Origin of the sequence: Nannocystis sp. RBIL2, assembly GCF_026626745.1 — a bacterium.
Classification (GTDB): domain Bacteria; phylum Myxococcota_A; class Polyangia; order Nannocystales; family Nannocystaceae; genus Nannocystis.
Map to the genome: position 1 here is coordinate 2,156,494 of NZ_JAPNJW010000001.1, position 17,918 is coordinate 2,174,411.

Annotated in this window: 10 protein-coding genes and 1 pseudogene; 6 read left to right on the plus strand and 5 right to left on the minus strand. The window is 70.2% G+C overall.

Features of this window, described 5'->3' with window-relative positions:
* Window positions 1-36: 36 nt before the first annotated feature.
* From OV090_RS08495 to OV090_RS08505, 3 genes and pseudogenes are all read left to right on the plus strand, one after another.
* Window positions 37-1,251: a cytochrome P450 gene (locus OV090_RS08495; RefSeq protein ID WP_267703024.1), complete on the plus strand. Its 1,215-nt coding sequence runs from the start codon at window positions 37-39 to the stop codon at window positions 1,249-1,251.
* Window positions 1,252-1,377: 126 nt separating this feature from the next.
* Window positions 1,378-1,605: pseudogene (locus OV090_RS08500) on the plus strand (DUF3072 domain-containing protein); the annotation flags it as partial.
* A 152-nt stretch (window positions 1,606-1,757) separates the two neighbouring features.
* Complete coding sequence (locus OV090_RS08505) at window positions 1,758-1,970, plus strand: DUF3606 domain-containing protein (protein WP_267703026.1); 213 nt, start codon at window positions 1,758-1,760, stop codon at window positions 1,968-1,970.
* 24 nt (window positions 1,971-1,994) lie between these two features.
* Here the strand turns inward: OV090_RS08505 and OV090_RS08510 are convergent, their stop codons facing one another.
* The 4 genes from OV090_RS08510 to OV090_RS08525 all read right to left on the minus strand — a co-directional run bounded on the left by OV090_RS08510 (window position 1,995) and on the right by OV090_RS08525 (window position 9,015).
* On the minus strand, window positions 1,995-3,089 hold the full coding sequence (locus OV090_RS08510) for a Rieske 2Fe-2S domain-containing protein (RefSeq protein WP_267703027.1): 1,095 nt from the start codon (window positions 3,087-3,089) through the stop codon (window positions 1,995-1,997).
* A 256-nt stretch (window positions 3,090-3,345) separates the two neighbouring features.
* Window positions 3,346-4,476, minus strand: a complete 1,131-nt coding sequence (locus OV090_RS08515) for an STAS domain-containing protein (RefSeq protein ID WP_267703028.1) — start codon at window positions 4,474-4,476, stop codon at window positions 3,346-3,348.
* Window positions 4,477-4,702: 226 nt separating this feature from the next.
* Complete coding sequence (locus tag OV090_RS08520) at window positions 4,703-7,417, minus strand: hypothetical protein (protein ID WP_267703029.1); 2,715 nt, start codon at window positions 7,415-7,417, stop codon at window positions 4,703-4,705.
* 350 nt (window positions 7,418-7,767) lie between these two features.
* Entirely contained in the window at window positions 7,768-9,015 is a 1,248-nt protein-coding gene (locus OV090_RS08525; protein WP_267703030.1) for a cytochrome P450, read from the minus strand.
* Between the two features lie 387 nt (window positions 9,016-9,402).
* Here OV090_RS08525 and OV090_RS08530 point away from each other — a divergent pair, with 387 nt between their 5' ends.
* Both OV090_RS08530 and OV090_RS08535 read left to right on the plus strand, forming a co-directional pair.
* Window positions 9,403-14,661 carry an ATP-binding sensor histidine kinase gene (locus OV090_RS08530; protein ID WP_267703031.1) on the plus strand — a complete coding sequence of 1,753 codons (5,259 nt, stop codon included), beginning with the start codon at window positions 9,403-9,405 and terminating at the stop codon, window positions 14,659-14,661.
* Window positions 14,662-14,735: 74 nt separating this feature from the next.
* Window positions 14,736-15,347 carry a GNAT family protein gene (locus tag OV090_RS08535; protein ID WP_267703032.1) on the plus strand — a complete coding sequence of 204 codons (612 nt, stop codon included), beginning with the start codon at window positions 14,736-14,738 and terminating at the stop codon, window positions 15,345-15,347.
* Between the two features lie 854 nt (window positions 15,348-16,201).
* Here the strand turns inward: OV090_RS08535 and OV090_RS08540 are convergent.
* Window positions 16,202-16,726, minus strand: coding sequence for a DinB family protein (locus OV090_RS08540; protein ID WP_267703033.1), 525 nt, complete (start codon window positions 16,724-16,726; stop codon window positions 16,202-16,204).
* Window positions 16,727-17,088: 362 nt separating this feature from the next.
* Here OV090_RS08540 and OV090_RS08545 point away from each other — a divergent pair, with 362 nt between their 5' ends.
* Complete coding sequence (locus OV090_RS08545) at window positions 17,089-17,901, plus strand: hypothetical protein (protein ID WP_267703034.1); 813 nt, start codon at window positions 17,089-17,091, stop codon at window positions 17,899-17,901.
* Window positions 17,902-17,918 lie beyond the last annotated feature (17 nt).

Genomic DNA, 17,918 nt, shown 5'->3' on the forward strand with positions numbered 1-17,918 from the left:
CGATCGCCGCCCGCGGGTCCGCGCTATCCTGGGCCGATGGCTGCGTCGTCCGAGTATCCGATCCTGTCCGAGGCCTTCTTCGCCGATCCGTACCCGCTATTGCGACGGCTCCGCGAGGAGTGCCCCGTCTATTATCACGAGCCGCTCGGCGCGTGGTTCCTCGCTCGCCACGATCACTGCGAAGCCGCGGTGCGCGATCGACGTCTCGTCAATGCCCGCGCGCGCGAGCTGCTGTCGACGCTGATGCCGGCGCTGCGCGGCACCGGCGAGCTCGAGGCGATGATCGGCCAATGGTCGCGCCTGTTGTGGTTCCTCGACCCGCCGCAGCACACGCGCAGCCGCGGCCTGGTGATGCGGGGCTTCAGCGCCGCGGCGATCGAGCGCGTGCGCGGCGAGGTGCGCGCGAGCGTCGAGCACGCCCTCGCGGGCGTCACTGCCGGCGGCGAGCTCGACGTGGTGTGGCAATACGCCGACCCGATCGCCCTCGATGTCTTGTGCGCGATCTTCGGCCTCCCCGACGATCAGCGGTCCGACTTCCGCCGCTGGACCACCGACATCATGCAGGTCGCCGGCGCCGGCGCCACCGACGAAGACCCGGCTTTGCGGGCCAAGGAGTCGTCCGCCAGGCTGTTCGGGCTGCTCGCCGCGATCGTGCAGGAGCGGCGCGTCCGCCCGGGCGACGACATGATCAGCCGCTTCCTCGGCGACGACCGCGACGACCCCTCCGTCATCGAAGAAGTCACGATCCAGTGCTTCCAGATGGTCGGCGCCGGCTACGTCACCTCGCGCAACCAGATCGCCTGCGCCGTCCTGGCCCTGCTCGAGCACCCGGACCAGCTCGCCCGCCTGCGCGCCGCCCCGGCACTGTTGATCCCGGCGATCGAGGAGCTGCTGCGCTTCGCCCCTTCGGTGCTGACCACCAATCGCCTGGCCGCGGAGGACCTCGAGATCGGCGGCCAGCAGATCCGCAAGGGCCAGCTGGTGTTCCCGATCCTCGCCTCCGCCAACCGCGACCCCGCCGCCTACGCCGATCCCGACCGCCTCGACCTCGCGCGCGGCGGGCGACCGATGACCTTCAGCGTCGGCCCGCATTATTGCCCCGGCGGCCCGCTCGCCCGGCTCGAGCTCGAAGAGGCGCTGCAGGCCCTGCTGCGATTCCCCGAGTGGCAGCTCGTCGGCGGATTCGACTACCGCGGCGCCAGCCTGCAGGACCGCGGTCCGTCGCAGCTGCGCGTCCGCCTCGGCGCCTAGCGATCGCGACCGTCGCCGCTGCGCCGCGGCCTGCGCGGCAGCGGGCGCGTGCCGCCGCGGGCGCCGGAGTTCGCCGCAGTTGCGCCCGCGGCTGGGCGAATCGCGCGCCGCCCCTACACTCCTTGCATGCGCAAGGACAACCCGAAGCTCGCACCGCGCGAGCACGACGCCCCCTCCAACCTCGAGAAAGATCCCGACGATTGGGTCACCGGCGACGAGCGGATGACCGACGCCCAGGCCTCGTACCTGAAGACGCTGTGCGAGGAGGCCCACGAGGACTTCGACCCGGCGCTGACGAAGGCCGAGGCCTCGAAGCGGATCGACGCCCTGCAGCAGGTCACCGGCCGCGGCCGGCACGACGACGGCCCGCACGAACCGACGAGGCCGGCCTCGCGCGGCCGACCCGAGGAGGACTACAGCCCCGACGACCTCGACGAATGAGCCGGGCCCGCCGCGATCGCCTGAGCCCGCATGCGCCCGCGATCGCCCGCCCTCACACTCGAGGAATGACCGCCGCCAAGAAGATCCACGGGCCGCACGACCCGAAGAAGATCGACCTCGACCACGACTGGGAGCTCGACTATTGGACGCGCGAGCTCGGCGTCACCGAGCTCGAGCTGCGCGAGGCGATCCGCTCGGTCGGCAGCAACGACACCGAGCGAGTCCGCAAGCACCTCATGGGCGCCCGGCCGCAGCAGATCATCGACCGCAGCGCGTGATGACCTGCCCCTTCGAGCAGGTGGTCAATCGCCGGCCGCCGCCAGGTCGCCCTGCGGGGTCAGCCTGGCGTCGCTGCCGTCCGGGTAGAATTGCGAGAACCACCGGCGCAGGCGGTGGATCGGCCCGTCTTCCTGGACCAGAACCGGCCGCGGGCGGTGGATCTTGTTCTCCCAGATGACGACGTCGTTGCGCCACTGCGACACCCAATTGCCGATGACGTACGACACCAAGAGCCGCGGGATCTTCGGCGCCGCGAACCAGTGGAAATCGACCTTCTGCTCGAGCGGGCCGAGCGGCAGGTGCGTCTGGAACATGACGATCTCGCCGAGGTCGGGGATCGTGAAGCGAAACGTGACGACTCCGGCGGGGCCGTAGAACGTTATCAGCGCCGACGCCCGGGTGCTCTGCACGAAGCGGCCGAAGATCTTGAGGATCGCGTGGTTCTTGAAGTAGGCCAGGTGCTGGCGCGCCGGGTCGATGTCCAGCTCCCACGCGGCCTCGTGGCGAATGGCGATCCCCGGCACCTGCAGGCGCGTCCACGGCACGAACATCTTGCCGTGCAGCGGGCCGAAGTGCTGAAAGTCGACGCTGTTCTCGGCGAACTCGAGCAAGTGCATGTGCACCACCTCCGCGTCGTGCTTGCCGCGAAACACCAGGCGACCGTCGTCGATGTCGGGGATGGCCGGCATCTCGTACGGCGGCGGTACGGCGGCGTCGGGGGTGCTACCGCCGCGGTGGTAGATGAAGATCTGGCCGTACTGCTCGCGGATCGGCCAGGTCGCCTGCAGCGAGCGCGTGGGCAGCCGCCTGGCATAAGGGATGTGAGCGACGCGACCGTCGCTCGCCATCTGCCAGCCGTGGAACGGGCACTCGACGTGGCCCTGCTTGACGCAGCCACCGGCTAGATTGGCCCCCAGGTGCGGGCAGAACGCGGCCATCGCGTGCACGCTGTCGTCGACGTCGCTGCGGTACACGACCATCTGCTGGCCGAGGCACTCGAGGTAGCGGATCTTGCCGCGCCTGACCTCGCTCGACAGCGCGACGCGGTACCACCCGTCAGGGAAAGGAGGTGGATAGGTGCGCTCGCGCATCGTGGACGCCGGTCGTGAAAAACCCATGAACTCGCCAGTGTAACCCTGAAGCGTCAGCAGCGGTGTCACTGATGCGTGCGTCTACCGCTCACCGATGCCGGGAATAGGCCGTCCAGGCCGTCGCGCTCCCGGCGGCGCCCCGGCGCGACCCGCGGGGCGCGCGGCCACGCGCGAGCGCCCCTTCAGGAGGGCTCGCCACCCCGTCATCCGCGACGCGCTCGCCAGCGAACCGACGGCGAGCGAGCAGCGAGTCGGCGAGCGCGGCCGACTGTGATGATTGGCCTCAGCGGACGCCGGGGCTCGATTCGCTGCAGTAGCGCAGCGCGTCCTGCAGCGAGCGCAGGGTGTGCAGGCGGCTGAGATCGAGGCCGAGCTCGGCCATGATCCGGGCGATCGGCGGACGGATGCCGGTGATGACGGCCTGCGCGCCGAGCAGGCGCACGCTGTGGATGATGCGGATCAAGTGCTCGGCCGACGTCGGGTCGACGGTGTCGACGCCGGTGAGGTCGAGGATGGCGAAGCGCGCCCGCTTGTGCGCGATCGCCTCGAGCAGCCCGTGCATGATGGTCGCCGCCCGCTGCTCGTCGAGCGACCCGACCAGCGGGACCGCCAGCGCGTCGTGCCCGACCTCGATGATCGGGCTCGACAGCCGCACAATGGCCTCCTTCTGCTCCTGGATGATGCGCATCTGCGCCCGCAGCAGCTCCTCGTCGCGGCGCCGCTGGGTGATGTCGGAGGCGATGCAATAGGCGCCGGCGTAGTTGCCCTGGGCGTCGCGGCGCGGCAGCGTCGTCTGGCTGTAGAGCGAGTCGCCGAAGCTGAACTCGATCACCCGCGTCTCGCCGCGGAAGGCGGCGGCCATGGCGTCGGCGAGGTCGGGGATGGTGGCGTTGTAGGCCTCGAAGACGTTGACGCCGACGTTCTGCCCCGGCTTGAGGCCGATCTGCGCCAGCATGCCGCCCTCGGAGATCTCGCAGACCCCTCGCGGGTCGACGGCGAACACGTTGGTCGGCAGGTTGTTGACGAGCTCGCGGAGCATCTGCCCCTGACGCACCGTGTTCAGGTCGCGGGTGACGTCGATCGCCAGCATCGCGGCGCCGACGATGGCGCCGTCGGCTCCGCGCAGCGGGTAGAACGATTGCAGCCAGTACGCCTCGCCATATGTGCTCTCGGCCCGCACCCGCTCGCCCCGCAGGCTGCGCCGGAACAGCTCGACCAGCTCGGGGTGCTCGGCGAACGCCGCCGCGAGCGCGACGCCCGGCGCCGCAGTCCCGGCCACTCCCATCGCCTCGAGCCCCCTGCCCTCGGCCAGCGTCAACACCTCGCCGCCGTCGATGCCGATCAGCGTCGTGCTCTCGGACTCGAGCAGCCCGGTCAGGACCTGAAGCTTGAGAGCAGGATCTGCGGTCGCCATCGGGCCGCACTATATCGGAGGCCCCGCGCCGCCGCACCGGCCCGAGCCGGCCGAAACGGCGCCTGGCGCCCGCGGAACGGCCCATGCGCGAATCCGGTGGGGCCGCCGATGGCGAGGATCGAGAAGATCGATTCCCGGCGAAATCGCGCCCCGCGATATACGTGCCCCGCGACGCCGCGCGCCGCGGGGCCTGCCCCCGACAGTCGGGCTCACGCCCGCGTCGCCGTCAGCACTCGTCGCCGTTCAGCGTGCCGTCGAGGTCGCGGTCGATGGCCACGCGGGTGCCCGAACCGGGCGGTACGCAGGTGTAGGTGAGCTCCTGCAGGAGCAGGGTGGCGCGAGCCCGCAGCTGCGAGTCGGTCAGCGTCGGCTTGGCCTGCTCGTCCTGCTGGAACGCGGTGCCGTTCCACAGGTACCCGCGCATCCTCCCGCCGTAGGGGCCGTGGACCACGAGGTCGCACTCGCCGGCGCTGGCGCGGGTCCGCATGAGCGTGAGGCGCGAGCTGACGATCGTGGCGTTGCTGCTGGTCAGGGTGATCTGCTGACCGACGATGGGGGCCATGTTGGAGTCGAAGGCGAGCACGAACGCCTCGACCTGGCGGCGCTCGGTCGGGGTGTCGGACTCGAGCCCGCCGGGGTTGAAGACCGGATCTTCGACGAAGCCGATCTGGCTGAGGAAGCCGAACACCGAGTCCATCGAGCCCTCGTGCGTGTAGCCGAAGCCGCGGATCTGGTCGCCGAGGAACGAGTCGTCCTCCTGCGGGTTGATCGACGAGTTGCGCGGCAGGCCGAACTTGCCGATCTTCGTATAGGCGTTGCGCAGGTGCGGGACCTTCATGGTCTGCACGAATTCGGTGCCGACGTAGGAGCCGTCGGAGCCGAAGAAGCCCGGGCGGTCGACCCCGTACTGCGCGTTGCCGGTCGGGTCGAGTACGTGACAGAAGTTGCAGGTCATGCCGAGCGTGGCCGGCTTGTTCATGTAGAGGTCGCGGCCGGCCGCCTGGAACGCGGTGAGCGAGTTGTCGAGGTTGCGCACCGGGTTCGGCGGGTAGGTCATCTGCAGCACGAAGTCGGTGAACTTCTGCATGTCGGTGGCCGGGATCTCCTGCGTCCGGCCCATGACCTCGACGAACGTCTTGTTGAACTGCTTGAACGCCATCACCTCGTCGAACGAGCCCTGGTTCGGCTGCGTGTTCGGCGGGAAGTTCGGGCTGGTCTTGTCGCCGCGCCAGTGCATCGCCCCGTGGTTGGCCATGCCGCGCAGGCTCTGGGTCGTCATCGGCCCCTTCATCGGGTGGAAGTCGATCGGGAAGTCGGGCAGGAAGATGGTCTTGAACGGCCCGGGCGCGATCGTCACGTCGCCGTCGGGGTTGCCGAGGTCCCACGCCAGGTGGTCGACGTCGCCGTACACGTGACAGGTCGCGCACGCCGAGTCGCCGCGGCCCGAGGTGTACGTCGCGTCATAAAGGAAGCGACGGCCCTCGGTCACGCTCGCCGGCTCGGGGTTGTGCATCGCCAGGTGCTGGATCTCGTCGCCGTCGGAGGTGTCGAGGATCGACACCGCGTTGTCGAAGCGGGTCATCACATACAGACGGGAGCGCGACTCGTCGAGCAGCACCGCCGTCGGTCCGCCGCCGCTGACCTGCAGCTGCTCCGCGGGGTCGGGCCAGAACGCGTTGTTCTCGAGCGCCCCGGTGTCGTACATGCCGATCTTGTCGGAGCCGAGCGCGGCGACGTAGAGCGTGGTGCCGTCGGCGGAGATCGCCATGCCCTGCGGGAGCGCGAGGCTGAGCTCGGCGTCCTCGTTTGGCAGCGGCTGGAACGGCGCGTCGAAGTCGAGGTGCGGGTTCAGGTGGTGGGTAGTGACCGTGTGGCTCTGCGGATGGAGGATGCTGATGTTGTTCTCGGCGAAGTGGCCGTTGACGTTGGACTCGGCGAAGACGCCGGGTCCGGAGAAGCGGACCTCGTTGCGCGCGGAGGTGTTGGCGACGTAGATCTTCCCGTTCACCGGGTTGACGATCATGTTGTAGAGGATGGCGCCGACGCCGGTGTAGAAGCCCGCAGAGCCGGCGAGCTGCACCGGCGTGGCGGCGTTGGCGTCGATGACGAACACGTCCTTGTCGGGCAGGCTGAATTTGACGTTGGCGTCCCACTGGACGCCGAGCTCGTCGACCCAGTGCTGGCCGTCGTACTTGACGATCAGCGGGTTGTCGGGCGCGGGGACGCCGTCGTAGTTCTCGTTCGGGGGCGGCGTGTCGCCGGCGACCAGCACCGAGTCGATGGTGGTCGTGCGATTGCCGGAGAAGTGCGCGGCCGCGTAGACCTTCGAGCCGTCGGGCGACGTCGCCAGCGCCCGCGGGGTGTCGGCGAACAGGGTGATCACGGTCTTCGGCGTGCCGCCCATCGCCGCGCCCAGGTTGGTCGCGTCGAACACCCAGACGTCGGCGCGGCCGACGCTCGGCGTCGTCAACTGCGGGTCGAAGCCGATGTTCTGCCCGCGGTGGGCCGTAGTGATGAAGGCCCGGTTCTTGTTCGGACCGGCGAAGACGATGTCGCGCGGCTCGTCACCGACGAGCAGCGTCCGCGTCACGCGATTGGGCGCGGCGGTGCCGACATAGACGACGCTGACACTGTCCGACACGTGATTGACGACCCACACCTCGGTGTTGCTGCGGGCCGCCACGGCGACCGGCTCGACGCCGACCGGGATCGAGGCCCGGTGGGACAGGCCCCACCAAGTGACGTCGTAGACCTCGAGCCGGCCGTCCGGCGTGTTGACGGCGAATAACGTCTGCTTGTCGGGCGAGAGCGCAAGCGGACGGACCTGTCCGCTTTCGAACAGGGTGTACGAAGAGGGCGTCGCCTCCGCCGCCCCCGTCGCGCCCATCACCAGCCCGAGACCTACCGACCACGAAAATACGCGCGCGCCTATCGAGAGCATCCCCAACCTCCAACTGCGCAGAGCCGATTGTCCAACGAATCGTCCCCCCCCGGGTCCGACCCCTACTGTCGCTTGTCCGAGGCGCCTGCGCGGGCGCGGCGCCGTCGTATTAGTGTATGTTAGCAGGTCAAAGGATCCTAGGTCTACGATTAATTAATTAAATCCCCGCCACGTCGCCCCGCTCCGGGTATCCCACCGCACCCGACCCACGCGCCGAGGTCGGAAGACCGCGCCCGAAGTCTGTATGTACAATCGCCACACCGAGGACGACGCGTGCTCACAATTGCCGAACCCCGCCGAGCGAGGCTGCGGCGGGGCGTCGCGGGCGGGGCCCGTGCAGCGAGCGGCTGTCAGGCGGGCGTCACCGCGACGGGCAGCGACTTGAAGCCGCGGACCATCATGCTCGGCACCCACTCGAGCGGCGCGTCGACCTCGAGGCGGAGCTCGGAGAACGTCCGCAACAGCGTTTGAATCGCAATACGTCCCTCGAGCCGCGACAGCGCCGCGCCCGGGCAAGTGTGGATACCAGAGCTGAAGGACAGGTGACGTGTGTCTTGACGCTCGATGTCGAACCGGTCCGGATCGGGGAAGCGATGGCCGTCGCGGTTCGCGGAGCAGATGACGCTCAGCACATAGTCGCCCGCGGGGATCGTGCCGCCGGGGAGGTCGGTGATGGCCACGACCGCGCGACGGAAGGTGCCGAACGTCGGGCTGTCGTAGCGCATCAGCTCCTCGAGCGCGCCGTCGATGAGGCGCGGCTCCTCGCGCAGGCGCTGCGCCTGCTCGGGGTGGCGCGCCAGAGTGTTCACCGCGTTGGCCACCATATATAGTGTAGTCTCCTGGCTGGCCAGGAACAGGGTCACGCACATCGCCACGAGCTCGGTGTCGGTCATCCCGACGCCGTCGACGCGCGCCTCGACCAACTTGCTCAGCAGGTCCTCGGTCGAGCGGCTGCGCCGCGCGGCGATGTGCGCGTTGAAGTATTCGTAGTAGCTCATGACGCCGCGGTACGCCGACTCGACGCCGTCGGCGGTGGCGATGCCGGCGCCGAACAGGGACATGACGGTGAGCGCGTCCTCCCGCAGCCGCTCGCCGTCCTCGCGCGGGATGCCCATCAACTCGCTGAACACGATCATCGGCAGCTGCGCCGCGAAGTCGGCCACCACGTCCATGCGCCCGCGCCGGCGCACCGCGGCCAGCAGATCGTCGACCGCGTGCTGGATCCGCGGCCGCAGCCGCTCGACCGCCTGCACCGTGAACGCCTTGGCGATCAGCGCCCGCAGCCGCGTGTGGTTCGGCGGGTCCATGAACGCGACCCAGCTGGAGACGAAGGTGTTGAACACCTCGAGCTTGTCGCGCACGCTCTCGGGCGCGCCGAGGCCGTACTGCTCGACCTTCGAGTTGGAGAACTCCGACTTGCTGTCACGCAGGACCCGTTGGATGTCGGCGTAGCGGGTCAGCACCCAGCTCTTGAGCAGCGGGTGCCAGAACACCGGGTCCTCCTCGCGCATGCGCCGGAGCGTCGGGTACGGGTCGGCGAAGAAAGCTGGGCTGAGGATGTCGTATTTAACTGCAGGCGCGGTCGGCTGAAGAGACATCGGCGGGAGCTCCGAGACCGTCGTGGCGACGGCGCGGCTCGGCCCGCCGCCGACGGTTCAAGATGGTTGAGCATACATCGCGGCACGGCGGCCGAGAACCGAAACACAAGGCCCTTCTGCGAGCGCCGCGGGCCCTGTGCTGTGGCGCTCGATCGAAGGCGGACGTCGTGCGGATGGTGCAAGGCGCGCTTTCGGGCCGACTGCGCGCCACGGCCCGCGGACGGGTGTTCGCGGGCTCCAGCGGCGCGTCATCGCCGCCAGGGCGCTAAGGGCTGACCCCGCCTGCGGGCGTGGCCCTGCGCACCGCGCGAATGCAGGGGTGACGACTCGAGACGCAGCGGGGTCGCCAGACAGTATGATACGCCTGTTCGGCTCAGCGACCCCGACATGGACGCCTCTCCACGTTTCTCGCTCAAGCAACGGCTCCACGAGGGGCAGAACTCGATCATCTTCCGCGGCGTCCGCGAAGACGAGCAGACCCCCGTCGTGATCAAGGTGCTGAAGGGCGAGTACCCGAGCCCCCGCGCATTGAGACAGCTGCGCCGCGAGTACGTCACCCTGCGCGAGCTCGACGTGCCCGGCGTGGTCCAGGTCTACTCGCTCGAGAGCTACGGCAACGGCCTCGCGCTGGTGATGGAGGACGACGGCGGCGTCCCGCTCAGCGACGTCATCCACGGCGAGGCGCTGCAGCTGCGCCGCGCGCTCGAGCTCGGCCTGGCGCTGGCCCAGACCCTGGCCCGGCTCCACGAGCGGGCCATCATCCACAAGGACATCAAGCCGCACAACATCCTCGTCAATTCGTCGACCGGCAGCGTCAAGCTGATCGACTTCGGCATCGCCACCAACCTGGCCCACGAGACAGCTCAGGTGTCGAGCCCGGAGGCGCTCGAGGGCACGCTGATGTACATGTCGCCCGAGCAGAGCGGGCGCGTGAACCGGGTCGTCGACCAGCGCACCGACCTCTACTCGCTCGGCGTCACGCTCTACGAGATGCTGACGGGCTCGGTCCCGTTCAACGCCAACGACGCGATGGAGCTGGTCCACAGCCACATCGCCCGCACCCCGGTGCCGCCGTGGGTGCGCACGCCGACGATCCCCCGCGTCGTCTCCGACATCGTCATGAAGCTGCTGGCCAAGGGGCCGGAGGACCGCTACCAGCACGCCCTCGGGCTGGCGGCCGACCTCGCCCGCTGCCTCGCCGCGCTCGACGAGACCGGCGAGATCGAGCCGTTCGAGCTCGGCCAGCGCGACCGCGCCGACGTGCTCCGCATCCCGCAGAAGCTCTACGGCCGCGAGGCCGACATCCGCGCGCTGACCGAGGCGTTCGGCCGCGTCCAGGACGGCCGCCCCGAGCTGTTGCTGGTCGCCGGCGGCGCGGGCGTCGGCAAGTCGATGCTGGCCCACGAGATCCACCGCGTGATCGCGCGCGGCGGCGGCCGCTTCGTCAGCGGCAAGTTCGACCTGGTCCAGCGCAACATCCCGTTCAGCGCGCTGGCGTCGGCGCTGTCCGAGCTGATCCGCCAGCTGCTCACCGAGTCGTCGCGCACGCTGGCAGAGTGGCGCACGCGCATCCAGGTGGCCGTCGGCGCCAGCGGCCAGCTGGTCGTCGACCTCGTCCCCGAGCTCGAGCGCATCATCGGCAAGCAGCCGCCGCTGCCGCCGCTGCGCCCGACCGAGTCGCAGAACCGCTTCGGCCTGGTCATGCAGAACTTCGTGCGCGCCCTGTGCCCGCGCACGTCGCCGCTGGTGGTCTTCCTCGACGACCTGCAGTGGGCCGACGCCGGCACGCTGTCGCTGCTGCGCCTGGTCCTCACCGACCCCGACGGCGGACACCTGCTGCTCGTCGGCGCCTACCGCGACGCGGAGGTCGACCTCGCCCACCCGCTGCGCGCCGCGGTCGCCCAGCTGCGCAAGGACGGCGTGGCCCTCCACGAGCTCGCGCTCGGCCCGCTCGACCGCGCCAGCGTGCGCGCCCTGCTGGCCGACACCCTCACCCGCGAGCGCCCCGGCGCCGCGCCCCCGCGCGAGGAGGTCGAACGCCTCGAGAGCCTCGCCACTCTGGTGTTCGACAAGACCCACGGCAACCCGTTCTTCCTGACGCAGTTCTTGACGATGCTGCACCGGAACGGGCTGGTCCGCTTCGACGCGGCCACGGGCGGGTGGACGTGGGACCCCGCGGCGGTGGCCGCCGCGCCGATCACCGAGAACGTCGCCGAGCTGCTGTCCGAGCGCCTGCGCGAGTTCCCGCCCGACACCCAGCGCCTGCTCGCCGTCGCCGCCTGCGTCGGCCACGAGTTCGACGTCGTCACCCTGGCGCGGATCGCCGAGCGCGGCGTGGGCCGCGTCGCCGCCGAGCTGTGGCCCGCGCTGCAGGCCGGCCTGGTCGTGCCGCTCGACTCCAACTACCGCCTGCTCGAGGCGGTCGACGACGGCGCGCCCGAGGCGAATGAGACAGTGGAGCTGGTGGTCGCCTGCCGGTTCCTCCACGACCGCGTGCAACAGGCCGCGCTGTCGCTCAGCACGCCCGAGGCGCTGCACGAGGTCCACCTGCGGATCGGTCGCAGCCTGCAGGCGGCGCACGTCGGCGAGCTGCGGGGCGACGCGCTGTTCGACGTGGTCCGCCACCTCAACGCCGGGGCGCCGCGCCTCACCGACCCCGGCGAGCGCCTGCAGCTGGCCCGCGCCAACCTCGAGGCCGCGCGCGCGGCCAAGCGCGCCACCGCCTACGCCGCCGGCGCCTCGTTCGCGGCCGCCGGCGTGGCAGTGCTGCCCGAGGACGCCTGGGACTCGCAGTACGCGCTGACCCTCGCGCTCCACCGCGAGCAGGCCGAGTGCGACTATATGTGCGGCCGGGTCGACCGGGCCGACGCCAAGCTCGAGGACCTGATCCGCCGCGCCCGCTCGCCGCTCGAGCAGGCCGACCTGTTCGCGCTGCGAGTGATGCTGCTGTCGTCGCAGGGCCGCTTCGCCGAGGGCCTGGTGGCCAGCCGCGCCGGCCTCGCGCAATTCGGCGAGCTCCTGCCCGAGACCCCGGAGGCGACGATGGCGACCTTCGGGGCGGTCTACGGCGAGATCGAGGCCAGCCTGGCCGGCCGCACCGTCGAGTCGCTGGCAGACGCGCCGGCGATGCGCGACCCGGCCCGCAGCGCGGTGCTGCGCCTGCTCAACGAGGCGTTCGGCGCCGGCTTCGTGGTCGACGCCCGCCTCGGCTCGGTCGTGATCCTCAAGCACGTGCTGCTGTCGCTCACCCACGGCCCGGGCGAGCTGTCGGCCTTCGGCTTCGCTACCTACGGCTACCTGCTGGTCGGCCCGCTCGGCCGCCCCGCCGACGGCCTGCGCTACGGCCGGCTCGCGCTGCAATTGCTCGAGCGCTTCACCTCGACCGAGGTCGCCAGCCGCGTCCACTTCATGGTCGGCTTCTACACCGGCCACACCCGCCCGCTGCGCGACAGCCTGCACCACCTGAACCAGGCCCGCGTGCTCGGCCTCGAGACGGGCGACTTCATGTACGCGTCGCAGGGGGCCGTGTTCCACGCGCTGGCCAACCTGCGCCGCGGCGAGGACCTGTCGGCGGTCCGCGAGGAGATCGATCAAGGCCGGGCGCTGATGGTGCGCACTCGCGACGCGATGTCGACGGCACAATTGGTGCTGCTCGGCAACGTCGTCGACGCGCTGCAGCACGAGCGGTGGTTCGGCGGCCCGCTGTTCGGCGAGAACCAGGGCGAGGCGGACTGGCTGAAGGTCGTCGACGGCGCCGGCCTGGTGATCGTGCGCTTCCTGCACCACGTCAACAAGCTGATGGTGGCGACGCTGTTCGAGGCGTACGCCGAGGCGCTGGCGCTCGGCGCCGCCGCCCAGCCGCTCATGGCCGTCGCCGTCGGCGGGCCGCACACCGCCGACCTGCCGTTTTACAGCGCGCTGGCGCTGGCGGCCAGCCACGCCGCCGCCGCGGACGAGGCCGAGCGCGCGTCGCTGATGGCCCAATTGCTCGAGCACCGCGCAGTCACTGCCCAGTGGGCCCAGCTGTGCCCCGAGAACGAGCAGCACCGCCTGCACATCATCGACGCCGAGATCGCGCGGATCCGCGGCCAAGATTTGGTGGCGCTCGACGAGTACGACCGCGCGATCGAGTGGGCCCGCCGCAGCCAGTTCATCCACCACGAGGCGATCGCCAACGAGCTGTGCGGGCGCTTCCACCAGGCCCGCGGCCGCGCCCAGATCGCCCGCGTCTACCTCGGCCAGGCCCGCTACGGCTACGAGCGCTGGGGCGCGCTCGCCAAGGTCCGCACGCTCGACGTCAAGTACCCGCACCTGGCCGCCCGCGCCGAGAGCGTCGGCGCGACGATCACCGCCAGCAGCAGCCGCGCGCTGATCACCAGCTCGCTGACCACCACCGGCAACCAGGGCCTCGACCTCACCAGCGTGATCAAGGCGGCGCAGGCGCTGACCGCCGAGATCGCGGTCGAGCCGCTGCTCGAGAAGATCATCCAGATCATGATCGAGAACGCCGGGGCCCGCCGCGGGGTGCTCCTGCTCGAGCGCGACGGCCAACTGTGCGTGGTCGCCGAGTCGTCGGTCGACACCGGCTCGTACACGCTGAAGCAGCCGCTGCCGCTGAGCGAGACGGCGGCGGTGCCGGTCTCGATCGTCAACTACGTGGTCCACACCACCGACAGCGTGGTGCTCGAGGACGCCGCCCGCGCCGGGCCGTTCACCACCGACACGTACGTGGCCCGCAGCGGGATGCGCTCGGTGCTGTGCACGCCGCTGGTCCACCAGACCAAGCTCACCGGGGTGCTCTACCTCGAGAACGAGCTGATCCCGTCGGTGTTCCCCGAGGCCCGCCTGCACACGCTGAAGCTCATCGCCTCGCAGGCGGCGATCTCGATCGAGAACGCCAACCTGTACGCGAACATGGAGCGGCTGGTACAGAAGCGCACCGACGAGCTGCACCGCGTCAATCAATCGCTGACCGCCAGCAACGCCGAACTCGACGCGTTCGCCCGCACCGTCGCCCACGACCTCAAGAACCCGCTCGGAGCGATGGTCGGCTACTCGGAGTACCTGCTCGAGAACATCGACGACGTCGACCTCGAGGAGACCGAACGCGTGGTCGAGAACATCCGCCGCGCGTCACACACCGCGACCAACATCATCGACGAGCTGCTGCTGCTGGCCGGAGTGCGCAAGCAGCAGGTGCAGTCGACCCGCCTCGACATGGCAGGGATCCTGCGCCAGGTCGAGCAACGCATGGACTACATGCTGCGCGAGTACGGCGGCGAGATCGCGGGGCCGGAGGCGTGGCCAGCGGCGATCGGCTACGCCCCGTGGATCGAGGAGGCGTGGACGAACTACATCAGCAACGGCCTCAAGTACGGCGGCTCGCCCCCGCGCCTGCAGCTCGGCGCGGACCTGCAGGACGGCAAGATCCGCTTCTGGGTCCGCGACAACGGCCCAGGCATCGACGAGGAGGCGCAGGCGAAGCTGTTCGCCGAGTTCTCGCGCCTCGACACGGTCCGCGCCGAAGGCCACGGCCTCGGCCTGTCGATCGTGCGCCGCATCATCGAGCGCCTCGGCGGCAGCGTCGGCGTCGAGAGCGAGCTCGGCTCGGGGAGCCTGTTCTTCTTCACGCTGCCGGCAGCCTGAGGTCCTGTCCCGGCGCGGCCGACCCGACGATGCGGTTCGATGCAGGAGCATGAGGGACGACGCGGAGCATCGTCATGACCCACGAGAGCCCTGCCAGCCAGATCGCCGAGCTGCAAGCGCGCCTGGCCCGACAGCTCGAGCAGACAGGCCTCCGGCTGGTCAGCGCGGCCGGTGAGGTGGAGCTGGTGCGGATGGAAGAGGCAGACGCGCCCGGGCACTTCCGGCTGATCGAGGAGAACCGACAGCACCTCCGCGAGTGGCTGGGCTGGCTCGATGTGACGATCCAGGCCGAGAACCTGCGCGAGTTCATCGCCGAGGCGCGCAGCCGGACCCGCGACGAAGGTGCGATCGAATGGGCGATCCGTCACGGGGGGCAACCAGTGGGGGTGATCAGCTTCCACGAGATCGAGTGGTCGGCGCGCGCGGCTTCGATCGGCTACTGGCTGGCAAAGCCGGCGACTGGCCGCGGGCTGGCGACGGCGGCGCTGCGCACGGTGGTCGAGTTCGCGTTCGCTACTCTGGGGCTCAAGACGCTGCGGGCCCGGATCGCGCCGGGCAACGTCCGCAGCGCAGCGCTGGTGCGCCGGCTGGGCTTCCGCGTGGTGGGGGTGATCGATCGCGGGGAGGAGCTGTACGGGCGCATGGTGGCGCACGAGGTATTCGAGCTCGAGAGTCCTTTTGGATGATCTTTTGGACATGTCCTTCGGGGCATGTACTGGTTCGAAGGTCCTTGGTTCGCGTCGGCATGGGGCCTTGCGCCCGATCCCTTCCGCGGAGGCGCGAACCGCTCCGGGCGGCACGATCACCGCCGGGAGGCCAGACGCCCGCAGCGCCAGAAACACCCGCTGTTCGTAGCCTCCGGTCGCTTCCATGACGATCCGCTCGGGCTCAAGCGAGTGCTGGCGCTTGACCAACTCCGCCACTCCTTTGTCGGTGTTCGGCGAGACCCACGCCTCCTGAGCCCGCTTCGCCGGGGCCGGGTGCTGGCCAGCTTCCGTCATCTTCACCGCGACGTCGAGCTTGTCCTTGGCGACGTCGATCCCGATCCAAATTGTTCGCTTCATGGTTCACTTCCTTGTGATTGGTGCCTGTCCTCCCTCCCAACCTTGTATACGAGCTCAGAAAGAGGCTTCACGCAGTTGTTCGGGCTCGTGGAGGACAGACTAGACTCCGGGTACCTTGCTCTCACGCGGGCTCGGGGCCCAAGGCCGATTCGGTCTCCCGGAGTCTTCGACAGGAACTCTCGTAGATCGCTCGCCCGTCATACAAGGCCGACCCGCCGTCGTCGGCTCCGCTGCAGGGCGTGGCCGGCTGCAGATCGTGGGGCGCCTGTTCGACGGCCAGGGCTGGCTGCCGAACAGACGCCTTCTCGCGTCATTACCGGCGTGTCATCTCCGGGCGACGAGAACCTGCCCGCGAGCGACTAGCGTCGTGAGTCCCGTGCGGCAACATGTCTCCGAGGACATGTGCAATTCAGTACGCCTGCTCGTCGAGCTGCGAGCGCCGCGGCGTTCGACATGTCCCTGAGGACAGCCCAGCTTCAGCGCGCCCGCACGGCGTAGAGGAAGCGGGCGTAGCCGATCTCGGCGGCGTTCTTCATCAGCTCGATGTTGGCCCACGCGACCACTTCGGCGAACGGGCGGTCCTGGAGCGGCCAGCGGGTCCGCTCGGGCGCGCGCAGGTCGTCGTCGGTGAGGGCCTCGATGGCGGCGCGCCAGCTCCCGTGCAGGCGGGCGAGCCACTCGCGCACGCCCTGGGCGTCGCCCGGCCAGGTCACGTCTTCGCGCGCGAGGGTGGCGGCGCCGAAGGAGTGGTCGAGCGCCATCGACCACCAGAAGCCGACGTGCCAGGTCACCCAGGCGATGCTGGGCGGGCCGATGTCGTAACCCTCGTGCTCGGGCCAGTCGGCGCGCCAGCGGCCGTCGGGGGCGCGGTGGACGTGCAGGCCGACGTGCGCCGGGCGCCACAGGCACTCCTCGGTGGCGAGCCCGTCGAGGTGGTACTGCGTCAACATCCACGCAGTGTCGAGCTGCCGCAGCAGATAGTCGCGCGTCTCGGTCGCCATCGGCCGGCATCTTCGAGAAGTGGGCGGCGAAATTCAAGGGTCGGCGAATTGTGTCCCGAGAGACAGGTCCCACCTCACCGCCGACCCCGAGCACGCGAAACGGTCGTCGCCCGCTCCGCACCGCCGTCCTCCCGCTCTCGATGATTCCCTACGCCCCGGCTCTGCGACACCATGACTGTGACTTGCGAGGCCACGACTGCGAGCCATGAGTCCCGCCTTCCGCCCGAGGTCCCGGACACACCCGGGTCTCGTCGCGCAGACGCCCGGGGTTCACCGGGCGGCATGAAAGGACATGCCCCAAGGGACAGTCCTCGGTCGGGCGCCAAGCGCCCGCGCGAGGCCTTTCCGCCCGGCAGGCGACCTTGACGGGCGAGGACGCGTGCTGGCTGGCCATGGACTTCTACCACTCCGGCCGGGGCCGCCTCGGCCGTACTCCGCTCGTCGAGTGCGGCGGGGAGCTCGTCGCCGTCCCGGGTGGCTACAAGCTCACGCGCGTGCTCGTGCAGCCGGACTTCATGTCGGGGCGTTTCGTCCTCGAGCTGTGCCTCGGCCGCGGGCAGGTGTGGTCGGTGCTCGGGGGAGCGGACCAGCTCGACGACTGTCGCTCGCTCCCGGGCGGCAGCGACGACCCGGCGGCTGACGCGGCGCGGCGCGTGCGGGGCCTGGTGGCCGAGGACGTCGCTAAAGCGCGGGCGGCCGTGAAGACCGCCCTGGCTCAGCCCGCGCCGCCCGAGACCTGTGCATCCACCGCCCCGGCCGAAGGCACGGCGCACCTCGACGCGCGACGCCTCGCGCCCGGTACGCCGATCCCCGCGTGGACGAACATGATCCCCCACGACCCCGCGTTCGAGCTGTGCGCCGACCCCGACTCTACCGATCCGCAGGCGGACTTCGTGTGCAAGCAGCGGCGACCGTGGACGCACGTGATCGTGGCGCAGGTCCAGCAGATCGAGCCGCCGCAGCGCCACCCCGGCGCCCGAGACTCGGGTGGCCAGGCCGTCGGCGAGCTGTGGCTGGTCGACGTCGCGGCGGCCCGCGCGGTCTGCCGGCGCCCGTTCGCTGCGAAGATGCCGGAGCTCGTGCTCGAGGCCTCGGTCGAGACGACCTTCCTGGACGCCGTGCGGGGCGCCCTCGACGACGCGGAGACCGGGCTTCGCTCGCCTCCGCAGCCGTGAAGACAGTCTCGTCGCCC